The following is a 12,248-nucleotide window of genomic DNA, read 5'->3' on the forward strand; positions in this document are numbered from 1 at the left end:
AACAGGAAAAATACAGTTATATACAGTATATCATGAGAAGGAGCGGCTGCAAATATACAGATTGCACCGCTCCGGGGCCTGTGCTATCATGCAAGCAGGAGGAATGAGTATGAAAAACAAAAGACTTGTCTTCTTGGCCTTCCTGGTCCTGGCCGGTCTGGGCCTGGGCCGTAAAAAGATCCAAGAAGGAGCCCAGGAAATGACTTTGACGCTGACCAATGCAACAAAGGAAGCGTTTGATATAAGCGTCGGGACCAACGGGACCGACCAAACCCTTGACCACCTGGGCCTGGCCCCCGGTGAAAAGGCAGACTTTTTATTGACTGACCTGCCCCTTGGACCCCATACCGCTGTGGTTGCTGAATTTAAGCCCCAAGGCCGGGATGAGGCCTTCCGCCGGCACCTCATTTACGATCTGGATGCCACTCCCGGCCCCTATAAGGGGCTCATTGTTGACTATGGCGACCGGATTATTGATGTAAAGATGGTTCGCAAATGATTAGCCTGTCAGACCGTCTTTTAGATAGGGCTGTCGACCGGCGGGCCCTCCTTATTACCGGTGGGGCCAGCCCCAGTCGGGCCCTCATCGCCCAGGGCCAGGCCGCAGCCGCCTTTACCATGTGTGCCGATAGTGGGGCTGCCAGCCTGGTCCGCCTGGGCCTGTGGCCGGATATGATTGTAGGCGACATGGATTCCCTGGCACCTGAGGTCCTGGCCCAGCTCAAGGACCGGGATTGTGAATCGATTATTTTACCGGTTGAGAAGGATTTTACCGACACCCAGGCCGCCCTGGAATGGCTTTTCCAGCATGACTACCAGGAGGTCCTGGTCTTGGGCGGGACCGGGAGCCGGTGGGACCACAGTACAGCCAACTATTTTTTAGTGACCGGCTACGGCCGGCAGGGGCAGTCCGTTGTGATGTGGGATGAAAAAAATGCCATGCGGTATATTGCCGGCCACAGCTACCAGGTGCCGGCTTCAAACCATCAGTTAAGCCTGGTGCCGACTTCCGATGAAGGCGTCGAACTCAGCTTAACCGGCTTATACTATGGGCTCGATTCGGCTCAGGTCCCCTGTGGGCAAAGTTTATTGATCAGCAATGAATTTGTCGGCCCTGAGGCGACTGTTACCATCAGCCGAGGGGATGCCTGGTTATTTGTGAGTTGTGATTAAGTATAGGAGGGTGACAAGTGGATATTATTTTTCATGTTGATGAATTAGACCGCTTTGGGACCTGTTTGGGGAATGTCTATAATACGCTCAAGTATTTTGATGCCCATGGTCTCAGTGGCCAGATAGAGATTGTGGTCAATGCCCAGGCGGTGCGTGGCTTAACCACTGCAGGGGCCAAGGACCAGGGCTTCGCTGAAGAGCTCCAGGGCTATATGCAAGAGGGCGTTGCTGTCCTGGCCTGCCAAAATGCCCTGACCGGGCAAGACATCGACCCTGACCAGTTATTGCCCGGCGTGCAGGTGGTAGAGGCGGCCATTATTGAAATGGCTCAAAAACAGGCTGCCGGTTATGCTTATATTCGCCCTTAAGGAGGACCTATGATCTGGATGTACAATATGGATGCCCTGGCCGATGAGGCCCGGCTTGACCTGATGAACCTGCTGAATGCCCTGGATGAACCCTGGCGGCAACTGAGCCCCGGGGACCTGCTCTTGACAGTCCAGGAGCTCCTGGACAATGGTCAGGGACAGCTGAATAAAGAACCGGAAGATGCACCGGATGTGGCCTTTATGCTGATGGATATCAGCGATGAAGTGCTGGATAAACTCCTGGATGGTTTACGGGAAAAGGCCATTGACCTGCCCTACAAGGCCATGGTTACCGCCAATAACCGGTCCTACCTCCTGGGTGACCTCGTTCGCCATATCCAGGAAGAAGACCGGGAAGTCCGGGCCCTGGTGAAGCTCCAGCGGCTCATGGCTGGCACCACGGCCTTCGAGGAAAAAGACTACAGCCCTGAAGGCTGGCAGGCTTTTCAGGCGGCCTATAAGCAGGGGCAGGAGGCCTTGGAGCGGGCTAAAAAAGGCGATATGACGCCGGATGAAGCCGAGACGATTTTAAAGAACTTTAACCTGAGCGTTCTCAGCCTCCTGGGGCATGCTTGAGCATGTTTAAGTACCTGCCCTCTCCTTTTGCCGACCAGGCAGACAAGCGGCTGGCCCTACAGGCCTTGGCTAAGCGGCACGCCCTTAGTGAGGGCCAGGTCGTCATTGACCCCTTTGGCCAGTCCCCTTTGACCGCTGTTATTTGCTTTCACACAGACTGGCCCCAGTCCTTTATCGTACAAGTCAATGAATACAGTTGGGTGACAGAGAAAAGCAGTCTCCACCTGGTTGGCCTGTGGGGGCTGGTCGCCGGTGAAGAAAACCAGGTGACCCTTAAGGACCGGGATGGCCAAAGTCATACCTTTACCATTGACCTGCCGGCCCCTTCCCTAGCTGATCTGACCTGTGAAGGCCAGCTGGCGGACCTCCTTTGCCTGGTCTTTGCCGATGGGGAAACCGGGCCTGTCGCCTATGATGACCGGGGTCGGGTCCGCTGGCACTTAAAGGCGCCCTGTAGCCATGTGCTCAAGGTCAATCGGCGGGGCCACCTCTTGACCGGGGCCCCGCTCAATCCGGCGCCGCCTCACGGTGGCACAGCCATCTGGGAGTTGGACCCCCTGGGCTATGTCTACAAAGAATGGCGGTTTGGCGCTGGCTTTGCTGAAGATCTGGTCGAATTGACCGATGGCCGCCTCCTGGTCATCAGTGGAGACCCCCATGCCGGCACCGTTCGGGATAGCCTCTGGGTCCTGGATGACCAAGGGGAGGCCCAGCTTTTCTGGCAGGCCAAAACCCTCTTGGGAAAAATGCCCCGACTGCCCGGCCAACGGGGAACCGACCCCATCCAGCTCTCCGCCCTCCATTATGATTCGGCAGAGGGCCTGGTCTGGGTCAGCGCTGCGGCCATCAATATGACCTTTGGCCTGGACCCGGTAACCGCTAAATGCCGGCAGATTTACTGTGAGGACCGCCTGGTCAAATACCTGGACCTGCCGGCCTTTTGCCAAGTGATCCCCCTTGCGGCCTACCGGCAGCCGGCCGGGGCCCTGGCTGCTGGGGATCGGGCCTGGCACCTCCTGTCCAACCGCTTTCCCGGCGGGAAGGGAGACCCGGCAGGCCCTGCCCAGCTGCTGGAGATTGCAGCCGGTAGGGAAACGGTCCTTTGGCAGAGCCCCTTGCCGGCCCCGGTTTTAAATAGCCTGGGCCGGTACGAGGACCAGCTGCACCTGCACCTAGGGGCCACAGCCCGGGACAATACCCCGCCGGCCCTTTACCGGGCCATCGAGGGGGCCCCTGTAGCCAGCGAAGGCTACCTTTTAACGGACCGCGGAGAGAGCATTTTCAGCTACCGGCTGGATGCAGCGACAGCAGCCGCTAGCCTGATTGCCCCAGACCGGCTCAAAGCCGGCAATACCCCGGCAATCGGCCGCCTGGGGGACTGGGCGCCGGTCATGCAGGTAGATATTGACCTGCCGGTTGAGGCAGAAGAGAAAGGGCTGGAAGATGTTCAGGGCGAGCTCCTGCAATGGGGCGATAGCCTTTACATCAAGGGCACTTTTTTCCAAGGTGAGGCAGTGGCCTTGCGCCTGAGCCAAGAGGAGCAGACCGATTGGTACTATTTGCAGACCAACCGCTGGCCCTATGGCTGTGAATGGAAGTATTCCTTGAACGAGGGACCGGAACGCCCGGTCACCTGGCGGATTCCCCTGGAGGATAAAAGGGGGACCTGGCAGGCGGCGATATGGGTGGACAGCACCCTCTACCGGGCTGGCGCCATCGACTTATATGATGAGAAAAAGTGACCAATAAAAAAGGAAGGCAGCTGACTGCCTTCCTTTTTATATGCACTTTTATAGGTGGTTGGACCCATCCATGTCGGCATTGCGTAAGGTGACATCATGGGCCCCGCCTTCGACAATAGAGGTGGAGCTGACCAGGGTCAGTTTGGCCTTGTCTTGCAGTTCAGCAATCGACAGGGCGCCACAGTTGCACATGGTTGAACGGATTTTGCTTAAAGACAGTTGGACGTTGTCCTTGAGGGCCCCGGCGTAGGGCACGTAGGAATCAACGCCTTCTTCAAAGGAGAGCTTGCTGTCGCCGCCCATATCATACCGTTGCCAGTTCCGGGCCCGGGCAGACCCTTCGCCCCAGTACTCCTTCATGTAGCTGTTGCCAATATGGACCTTGTTGGAGGGGCTTTCGTCAAAGCGGGCAAAGTAGCGGCCCAGCATGACGAAGTCCGCACCCATGGCTAGGGCTAGGGTGATATGGTAGTCGTAGACAATCCCGCCGTCAGAGCAGATGGGGATGTAGATGCCTGTTTCCTCGAAGTATTTTTGTCGGGCCTTGGCCACTTCAATGACAGCCGTTGCCTGGCCGCGGCCAATCCCCTTTTGCTCCCGGGTGATACAGATGGAGCCGCCGCCGATACCGACTTTTACAAAGTCAGCGCCGGCTTCAGCGAGAAAGCGGAAGCCCTCTTCATCGACGACATTGCCGGCCCCGATGATAACATCGTCGCCGTAGGTATCCCGAACCCAGGCCAGGGTCCGGGCCTGCCATTCGCTATAGCCTTCAGAGGAGTCAATGACCAGGGCGTCGACCCCGGCTTCGATTAGGGCCGGGACCCGGTCTTCATAGTCGCGGGTGTTGATACCGGCGCCACAGACATACCGCTTGCGGTCATCTAAGAGTTCGAGGGGGTTATCCTTATTGGTGTCATAGTCCTTACGGAAGATTAAGTAGAGGAGGTTGCCAGCCTTGTCGATGATGGGCAGCTGGTTCAACTTATGTTCCCAAATCAGGTCATTGGCTTCCGGTAGGGTAGTGGTCTCATCACCGACAATCAGGTCCTTAAAGGGGGTCATAAAGTCTTTGACCGGGGTGGTTTTGGGGGTCCGGGATAGGCGGTAGTCCCGGCTGGTGACCAGACCCAGGAGCTTTCCATTAGGACTCCCGTCCTCGGTTACGGCCATGGTGGAGTGGTCGGTTTTGGCTCTTAAGGCCAGAACGTCTGCCAAGGTATCTTCCGGGCGAACGTTGGAATCACTGGTGACGAAGCCGGCCTTGTGTTTTTTGACTCGGCGGACCATTTCCGCCTGGCTTTCAATGGGCTGGGACCCGAAAATAAAAGAAATCCCGCCTTCCTGGGCAAGGGCAATGGCCAGGGTGTCGTTGGAAACCGCCTGCATAACGGCAGATGTCAGGGGGACGTTAATAGACAGTTTCGAGCTTTCCCCTTTTTTGTAGCGGGCCAGGGGGGTTTTTAGGGACACGTTATTCGGGGTATGTTCTGCAGAGGAATAGCCGGGTAACAATAAGTATTCACTAAATGTATGAGAGGGTTCGTCGTAAATGAAGGCCATGTCATACGCTCCTTTCAAGTCTTAGTTTTCTTGGTCTTCTTGACCATGGTTGACGGGTAAAATTTCAATCCAGTAGCCATCCGGATCTGCAATGAAATAGATGCCCATCGCCGGGTTTTCAAATACGATACAGTCCAAGTGCTTGTGGAAGACATAAGCCCGGGCAAAGTCTTCGACTTCAAAGGCCAGGTGGAATTCATTTTCGCCTAGGTCATAGGGTTGGGGATGGTCTCTGAGCCAGGTGAGCTCCAACTGGTGCCGGCTCACGCCATCACCTAAATAAACAATGATATAGCTGCCATCTTCTGCTTCTATCCGGCGGACTTCTTGTAAGCCAAGGGTTTTTTCATAGAATGCCATCGAATTTTCTAAATGAGTGACATTGATGTTGTTGTGTAGAAAACGAAACTGCATGTAAGCCCTCCTCTTATTGATTTCCATTATTGTAGCACAAGCGCCCGGTTTACAACAGACTGCATTCTTCAATCCTTTTAGGAAGTCTTAAAAGTCATTAAACCTAAAAGTAGAGAGGTATGCTATAATGACCATACTCAAAGGAGGCAAGCATATGAGCGACTGGGCTGATAAAATGCCGCCACACAGTGAAGAGGCTGAAAACGCTGTTTTAGCTGCTATGTTTCGTGACCGAGACAGCATTCATGAAGTGGTGCAAATCATAAAAGAAGAAGACTTCTATATCCCCGAAAATGCGATTATGTTCCGGGTGATGGTGGAAATGAACGAAGCCGCTGAGCCGATTGACCTGGTTACTGTAACCGAACGCTTGCGGAAGATGGACCTCTTGGAAAAAGCCGGAGGCCTCAAGCGGGTGGCACAGGTGGCTGGGGCCATTGGCTCTGTCTACCACTGCAATGAATATGCGAAAATTATTCGTGAGAAGAGCGTGCTGCGTAAGCTGATTCATGCCAGCCGGCATATTTCAGACCGGTCCTTTGAGGATTCTGACCCGGTTGAAGAAATTTTAGATGAAGCAGAAAAAATCGTCTTGGATATTTCTCAAGACCGGTCCCGGGGGGGGCTGGTGCCCATCGGGGAAATTGTTGATGCGAATTTAGAGCGGCTGGAGAAATTATCCCAGCAAAAAGATGAATTAACAGGGACCCCGTCCGGCTTTACAGACTTGGACCACATCACCTCCGGCTGGCAAAAAAGTGACTTTATTATTATTGCAGCCAGACCGGCCATGGGTAAAACGGCCCTCTGCTTGAACATGGCCTCTAATGCCGCCATGGGCGAAAAGGGGGTGCCGGTGGCCATCTTCTCTCTGGAAATGAGTAAGGAACAGCTGGTCCAGCGGTTGATTTCAGCGACAGCCCAGGTGGACCAGTCTTACTTGCGGACCGGGTCACTGCCGGAAGAAGACTGGGGGCCCCTGGTCTCGGTCATTGCTCCCCTGGCAGAGGCGCCGATTTATATCGATGATACCCCGGCCATTAGTATTCGGGAGCTCCGGGCCAAGTCGCGTCGGCTGCAGGCAGAGCACCCGGACCTGGGCCTTATCATCATTGATTATCTGCAACTCATGGGGGGAAGTGGGAAGACAGAAAACCGCCAGCAAGAGGTGTCGGAAATATCCCGGTCGTTGAAGGCCCTGGCCCGGGAATTGGATGTACCAGTCATCGCCCTATCCCAGCTTTCCCGGTCTGTTGAAGCGACCCAGGACAAGCGGCCGGCCCTGTCTCACTTGCGGGAATCCGGGTCTCTGGAGCAGGATGCCGACCTGGTCCTCTTTATCTACCGAGAGGAGTACTACTTTCCGGAAGAGACCGAGCGCCAGGGCATTGCGGATATTATCATTGCCAAACACAGAAACGGGGCGACTGGGTCAGTGGCCCTGTCTTTCCAAAAAGAGTTTACCAAGTTTGGGAATTTAGCCGCTTATGCAGAACCGCCGATGAATATCTAGCAAAAAGCTGGACATTCTGTGTTAATTACCGTAAAGTTAAGCATAGGCGCAAATTTTAAAGTATTATGAGTAGAAAAGGTGGTGCAGATGGATCTTTATATTTTTGCGACCAGTGATATTCATGGTTATATTGGGCCGACCGACTACCTGGCTGATAACAAATCGACCAACCTAGGGCTGGCGAAGGCAGCCGGTGTCATTGAATCCGTACGCAAACAACATGAAAATGTTATTTATATTGATAATGGTGACCTGATTCAAGGGTCGGCTCTGGCCCAATACTTAGCCCTGTATCATGCGGAAAGGGGACCGCGGGAGATTATCCGCTGCCTTAACCAGATGGCTTGTGATGTAGCCATTATCGGCAATCATGAGTTTAACTTTGGTCGCGACTTTTTAGACGAAGGGATTAAGGAAGCCACCTTTCCCTTTATTTGCGCCAATATCATTGATGAGACCAGTGGTAAACCGGCCTTTCCGCCGTACACGGTCTTAGAACGTCAGGAGGTGCGAATCGGGGTTTTGGGTCTGGTGACGGAATTTGTGCCACGCTGGGAGAAGAGTGCCCATATTGAAGGCCTTTTGTTCACAGACCCGGTGGCAACTGCTCAAGAATGGCTGCCACAGCTTAAAGAAAAAGCAGATATTATCATTGTCGCCTACCATGGCGGTTTTGAACGAGACCCCCAAACCGGCGAATCCATTAGCCTGCAGGCCGGGGAAAATGTTGCCTGCCGGTTAATTGAAGAAGTGGAGGGCATTGACGCCCTCATCACTGGCCACCAGCATCGACAAATGCAGGGGATTTATAAGGATGTGCCATATATTATGCCAGGCTGGCGGGGTGAGGCCCTGGGCCTGATCCACCTCTGTATCGAGGGGAATGGCCCGGGCAATTACCGGGTAGCCTGTCATGATGTCAGCCTTTTGAACAGCGGCCAAGTCAACGCTAATGAAGAAATTATGACGGCAATAGCCCCTCTGGCCCAAGAGGTCGATGAGTGGCTAGACCAACCCATTGGCAAGGTCAAGGGGGATATGACCATTAGTGACCCCATCCTGGCGCGCAGCCGGATGCATCCTTATGTGGACTTTGTGAACCGGCTACAAATGAAGGTGGCAGGGGTGGATATCTCCTGTACAGCTATCTTTAACGCCCAGTCTGCCGGCTTACCGGAAACGGTAACGGTGCGCAATATCGTCAATAACTATGTTTATGCCAATACTTTAGCAGTACTTGAAATATCAGGTGTTGACCTAAAGCAGGCCCTGGAGCGGTGTGCCGCTTTTTACAAGGTCAATGACGATGGGTCTCTGGGCATTAGTGATGCCTTTGCCAAACCCTTTATCCAGTATTACAACTATGACATGTACTCGGGGATTGACTACACCATGGATATCCGGAAACCTGTTGGCGACCGGATTACCCGCCTGGATTATCACGGCGAGCCGGTTCAGCCGGACCAGCCCCTCAAGATAGTGATGAATAATTACCGGGCCATTGGTGGGGGGGACTATCCCATGTATAACAAGGATAAGGTCATCCAGGATATCCAGGTCGATATGGCCGACCTTATTGTGGAGTATATTATTCAAAATCCCGTTATTGAAGCGAAAAACAGCGATAATTTTAAAGTCGTTTATTAACATCATTTATTTAATTAAAGGAGGAAGAGGGGAATGGAAGATTTATTAAATCGCCCTGGGGTGAAAAGGTTGACTTTTTACCGTGGCGATTACATCATCAAGCAGGGGGAGCTTGTTGAGTCCATTTACTATTTAGAAACCGGGCGCTGTTATAGGGGGGCCCAAACGGAAGGTGGCAACGAAGTCTTTTTTGACTTCAAAATGGCCTTTGGGTCCTTTTATGACGCCTTGGTCGGGGTCCTGGCGATGTTCTCCAGTGACCAAAAGAGCGAGTGCAACTTTATTGCAACCGAGCCGACTTGCGCCTACCGGATACCGGTTGATATTGCTATGGATTATTTCAGCAAGGACCCGGTTATGCTCAAGCAGCTTTTGGCCATTAGCATTGACAAACAGCGGCAGATCAGCTGGCTCTTTGCGGCCCGCCAGGAAGGCCGGGTACCCAACCAATTATGTAAATTGCTCTATTTCAACTCCTACCTGGCAGAAGATGGTCGCCGCCGCGTTCATCCGGACTACTCCAGCTTTATTCGTTTATCCCAGAAGCTCGGCGTCCATAAGGTGACGATTTCAAAAATGATGCGGGCCCTGCGGGAAGAAGGGATCATCGTCACAGAAGGACGACGGGTCTATATTGTTGACGCAGATAAAATGCTCGCCTATATCATGAATGAGCGTCAGCTGAGCTATTAGAAATTATAATAATAGGCTGCGACCACACCAGGCCCGCTATTGAGCAGGGCTGAGATGGCCGCAGCCTTTTTTTGCAAATAAGTATTTCTGTAAAAACATGGAATTTTAATATTCATTATGATATGATGATACTGACAATTAAAGCAATTACAAATTAATTGTATTGTTTACATTTTGAAATGGAGTGAGACAAATATGGAAATGTCACGTCGCGCATCAGGAATGCAAGCTTCACCTATTCGTCGCTTAGTGCCTTATGCCAATGAGGCTCGGAAGGCTGGTAAAAAAGTCTATCCGCTCAACATCGGCCAACCGGACATCAAAACGCCGAAAGGTTTTTTTGAAGCCATTCGAAATGTGGACTTGGAAGTTTTGGCTTATGCAGATTCCGCTGGGGACCCAAAACTGATTGAAGCTATTCAAGACTACTATAAAACCTACGATATGGACTTCGCTACAGATGAAATCATCATCACCAACGGTGGCAGTGAAGCCTTGCTCTTTTCAATCATTGCCTTATGTGACCCGGGTGATAACATTATCGTCGCAGAGCCCTTCTACACCAACTACAACGGTTTCTCTGCAGCTGTTAACGTTGAAGTGAAAGGGATCACCACTAAGGCGGAAAATGGTTTCCACCTGCCGGCCAAAGAAGAAATTGAAAAGGTTATCGATGACAAGACCCGGGCCTTTATCTTAAATAACCCTGGGAACCCGACCGGTGTCGTTTACACCCCGGAAGAAGTTCAAATGATCGTCGATATCGCTAAAGAAAAAGACCTCTTCATCGTCGCTGACGAAGTTTATCGTGAATTCGTCTATGACGATTCTGAATACAAGAGTTTCGGTAACTACCCTGATGCCGCTGACCGCGTGGTCATCGTTGACTCCGTTTCCAAACGTTACAGCGCTTGTGGCGCTCGGATTGGGAGCCTGGCTTGCAAAAACAAAGACTTCATGGCCAGCATCATGAAACTTTGCCAAGGCCGTCTCTGCGTACCGACCATGGAAATGATTGGGGCAACCGAATTATATCGGACCCCGACCAGCTACTTCAAAGAAGTCAACGATGAGTACCGTAAACGTCGTGACACCGTTTACAACGCCCTCAAGAAAATGGATGGGGTTGTTTGTGAAGAACCGAAGGGTGCCTTCTATGTTGCTGTTAAATTCCCGGTCGACGATGCTGAAAAATTCATTATTTGGATGCTGACCGAATTTGACTACAACGGTGAAACCGTTATGATGGCGCCGCTGGAAGGGTTCTATGCCACTGAAGGTTTAGGCAAAGACGAAGCCCGTATTGCCTACATCTTAGAAGTGCCGGAACTTGAAAAAGCTATGAAAGTCTTAGAAGAAGGCTTAAAAGCTTATCCTGGCCGCAAATAATATATATTCCCTAGCCCGGCATTTATGCCGGGCTATTTTTTTTGTATAATGGGCTATAGTGTCGTGATAGGAGGAGCAGTGCGTGAAAAGACTCATTACACTATGGACCTTAATCATTCTCTTGGTCACCGGCTGTGCACCGGCGGGTTTTCATGAGCCGGCACCGGCGGACGGTATTTTGAAGGTGATCTTTATTGATGTTGGCCAGGGGGATAGTGCCCTGATTATTGCCCCCGATGGGACAGCCATGCTAATTGATGGTGGCGTCCCCGGAGCCTTTAAAACCGTTGATCAGGTCATGGCCGTCTATGGGGTTAAAAAGCTTGAGGCCATGGTAGGCACCCATGCCCATGATGACCATATCGGCGGCCTGGTGAACATCTTAAATAAATACCCGGTGGGCCGGCTTTACAGCAATGGCCAAGAGGACAGCCGGGTCTATTCCGCCTTTCTGTCAGCGGCCCGGGTCCAAGGCTTGTCGCCGCAACCCCTGCAGGCGGGAGATTTTTTCCAGCTGACGGACCAGGTGGTTTGTGATGTCCTCGGCCCTGAAAATGCCCAGGAAAGCCAAGGCAATGCGGCCAGTATTGTCCTCCGCCTCCGCTATGGGCAGCACAGTTTTTTATTTACCGGAGATGCTGAAAAAGGAGAGGAGCGGGCCATTGTGGACCGCTATGGCCATAAAATCCGGTCTACAGTGGTCAAAGTGGGCCACCATGGCAGTGCGACCTCCAGCTCGCCGGCCTTTGTCCAGGCAGCAGCTCCGAATGTAGCCATCATCTCAGTAGGGGAAAATAGCTATAACCATCCGGATAACTTGGTCATTAAGCGCTGGCAGCAAATGGGGGCAGAGGTCTATACCACTGAAAGGAGTGGCCACCTTGCCCTGGAAAGTGACGGCGACAAGCTCTACCTGGCCGCCCAGAAGACCAGTCAAGCCCTGGCGGCCTAGAGCCACTGGTCCAGGGCCCTCGGCCAAATGACCAGGGATAGGGCCAAGCCGATGTTCAGCCAGGTGACGAGGGGGATGGGCCGCCTGCTTAAGGCACCGACCCAAAGGCTGTCCAGGAGGGCTTGGGTCAAGGCCAGAGCCAGGCCCACCAGGAAGACCCGGGGGTAAAAGCCCAGGCCACAGAGGAAGGCCGATAAGGTGATTACCCAGGTGTCCCC

13 protein-coding genes are annotated in these 12,248 nt (G+C 52.9%); 10 read left to right on the forward strand and 3 right to left on the reverse strand.

What is annotated here, in order from left to right; all coding sequences use genetic code 11:
• Positions 1–109: 109 nt before the first annotated feature.
• Genes ACKQTC_RS06085 through ACKQTC_RS06105 form a run of 5 tightly spaced genes read left to right on the forward strand, consistent with a single transcriptional unit; the run spans position 110 to position 3,859 of the window.
• Complete coding sequence (locus tag ACKQTC_RS06085) at positions 110–499, forward strand: hypothetical protein (RefSeq protein ID WP_408977542.1); 390 nt, start codon at positions 110–112, stop codon at positions 497–499.
• Positions 496–1,173, forward strand: coding sequence for a thiamine diphosphokinase (locus ACKQTC_RS06090; protein ID WP_408977543.1), 678 nt, complete (start codon positions 496–498; stop codon positions 1,171–1,173). The genes ACKQTC_RS06085 and ACKQTC_RS06090 overlap by 4 nt, the downstream gene beginning before the upstream one ends.
• A 17-nt stretch (positions 1,174–1,190) precedes the next feature.
• A complete protein-coding gene (locus ACKQTC_RS06095; protein ID WP_408977544.1) occupies positions 1,191–1,541 on the forward strand; it encodes a DsrE family protein in 351 nt (116 codons plus the stop codon).
• A gap of 9 nt (positions 1,542–1,550) precedes the next feature.
• Entirely contained in the window at positions 1,551–2,117 is a 567-nt protein-coding gene (locus tag ACKQTC_RS06100) for a DUF3783 domain-containing protein (RefSeq protein WP_408977545.1), read from the forward strand.
• Between the two features lie 2 nt (positions 2,118–2,119).
• Complete coding sequence (locus tag ACKQTC_RS06105; RefSeq protein ID WP_408977546.1) at positions 2,120–3,859, forward strand: aryl-sulfate sulfotransferase; 1,740 nt, start codon at positions 2,120–2,122, stop codon at positions 3,857–3,859.
• A gap of 48 nt (positions 3,860–3,907) precedes the next feature.
• Here the strand turns inward: ACKQTC_RS06105 and ACKQTC_RS06110 are convergent, their stop codons facing one another.
• Together ACKQTC_RS06110 and ACKQTC_RS06115 are read right to left on the reverse strand one after the other, a co-directional pair.
• On the reverse strand, positions 3,908–5,422 hold the full coding sequence (locus ACKQTC_RS06110) for an IMP dehydrogenase (RefSeq protein WP_408977547.1): 1,515 nt from the start codon (positions 5,420–5,422) through the stop codon (positions 3,908–3,910).
• A 21-nt stretch (positions 5,423–5,443) separates the two neighbouring features.
• Positions 5,444–5,836: a VOC family protein gene (locus tag ACKQTC_RS06115; RefSeq protein ID WP_408977548.1), complete on the reverse strand. Its 393-nt coding sequence runs from the start codon at positions 5,834–5,836 to the stop codon at positions 5,444–5,446.
• Between the two features lie 154 nt (positions 5,837–5,990).
• Here ACKQTC_RS06115 and dnaB point away from each other — a divergent pair, with 154 nt between their 5' ends.
• From dnaB to ACKQTC_RS06140, 5 genes are all read left to right on the forward strand, one after another.
• Positions 5,991–7,349 (forward strand): replicative DNA helicase, encoded by a 1,359-nt coding sequence (dnaB, locus tag ACKQTC_RS06120; protein ID WP_408977549.1) that lies wholly within the window; start codon positions 5,991–5,993, stop codon positions 7,347–7,349.
• Positions 7,350–7,436: 87 nt separating this feature from the next.
• Positions 7,437–8,996 carry a bifunctional metallophosphatase/5'-nucleotidase gene (locus ACKQTC_RS06125; protein WP_408977550.1) on the forward strand — a complete coding sequence of 520 codons (1,560 nt, stop codon included), beginning with the start codon at positions 7,437–7,439 and terminating at the stop codon, positions 8,994–8,996.
• 33 nt (positions 8,997–9,029) lie between these two features.
• Positions 9,030–9,689 carry a Crp/Fnr family transcriptional regulator gene (locus ACKQTC_RS06130; protein ID WP_408977551.1) on the forward strand — a complete coding sequence of 220 codons (660 nt, stop codon included), beginning with the start codon at positions 9,030–9,032 and terminating at the stop codon, positions 9,687–9,689.
• Positions 9,690–9,884: 195 nt separating this feature from the next.
• Entirely contained in the window at positions 9,885–11,078 is a 1,194-nt protein-coding gene (locus ACKQTC_RS06135) for a pyridoxal phosphate-dependent aminotransferase (protein ID WP_408977552.1), read from the forward strand.
• A gap of 82 nt (positions 11,079–11,160) precedes the next feature.
• Complete coding sequence (locus tag ACKQTC_RS06140) at positions 11,161–12,030, forward strand: ComEC/Rec2 family competence protein (protein ID WP_408977553.1); 870 nt, start codon at positions 11,161–11,163, stop codon at positions 12,028–12,030.
• Here the strand turns inward: ACKQTC_RS06140 and ACKQTC_RS06145 are convergent.
• Positions 12,027–12,248, reverse strand: a 222-nt coding sequence (locus ACKQTC_RS06145; protein WP_408977554.1) for a hypothetical protein, incomplete at its 5' end; no start/stop codon positions are given. The two genes, ACKQTC_RS06140 and ACKQTC_RS06145, sit on opposite strands and share 4 nt — an antisense overlap.

This window comes from Peptococcus simiae (assembly GCF_046097595.1).
Classification (GTDB): domain Bacteria; phylum Bacillota; class Peptococcia; order Peptococcales; family Peptococcaceae; genus Peptococcus; species Peptococcus simiae.

Excerpts from the sequence above, each read along its gene's own strand:
- ACKQTC_RS06085 (WP_408977542.1), top strand. The coding sequence starts at position 110 with ATGAAAAACAAAAGACTTGTCTTCTTGGCCTTCCTGGTCCTGGCCGGT.
- ACKQTC_RS06090 (WP_408977543.1), top strand. The coding sequence starts at position 496 with ATGATTAGCCTGTCAGACCGTCTTTTAGATAGGGCTGTCGACCGGCGG.
- ACKQTC_RS06100 (WP_408977545.1), top strand. The coding sequence starts at position 1,551 with ATGATCTGGATGTACAATATGGATGCCCTGGCCGATGAGGCCCGGCTT.
- ACKQTC_RS06105 (WP_408977546.1), top strand. The coding sequence starts at position 2,120 with ATGTTTAAGTACCTGCCCTCTCCTTTTGCCGACCAGGCAGACAAGCGG.
- ACKQTC_RS06110 (WP_408977547.1), bottom strand. The coding sequence starts at position 5,422 with ATGGCCTTCATTTACGACGAACCCTCTCATACATTTAGTGAATACTTA.
- ACKQTC_RS06115 (WP_408977548.1), bottom strand. The coding sequence starts at position 5,836 with ATGCAGTTTCGTTTTCTACACAACAACATCAATGTCACTCATTTAGAA.
- dnaB (WP_408977549.1), top strand. The coding sequence starts at position 5,991 with ATGAGCGACTGGGCTGATAAAATGCCGCCACACAGTGAAGAGGCTGAA.
- ACKQTC_RS06125 (WP_408977550.1), top strand. The coding sequence starts at position 7,437 with ATGGATCTTTATATTTTTGCGACCAGTGATATTCATGGTTATATTGGG.
- ACKQTC_RS06130 (WP_408977551.1), top strand. The coding sequence starts at position 9,030 with ATGGAAGATTTATTAAATCGCCCTGGGGTGAAAAGGTTGACTTTTTAC.
- ACKQTC_RS06135 (WP_408977552.1), top strand. The coding sequence starts at position 9,885 with ATGGAAATGTCACGTCGCGCATCAGGAATGCAAGCTTCACCTATTCGT.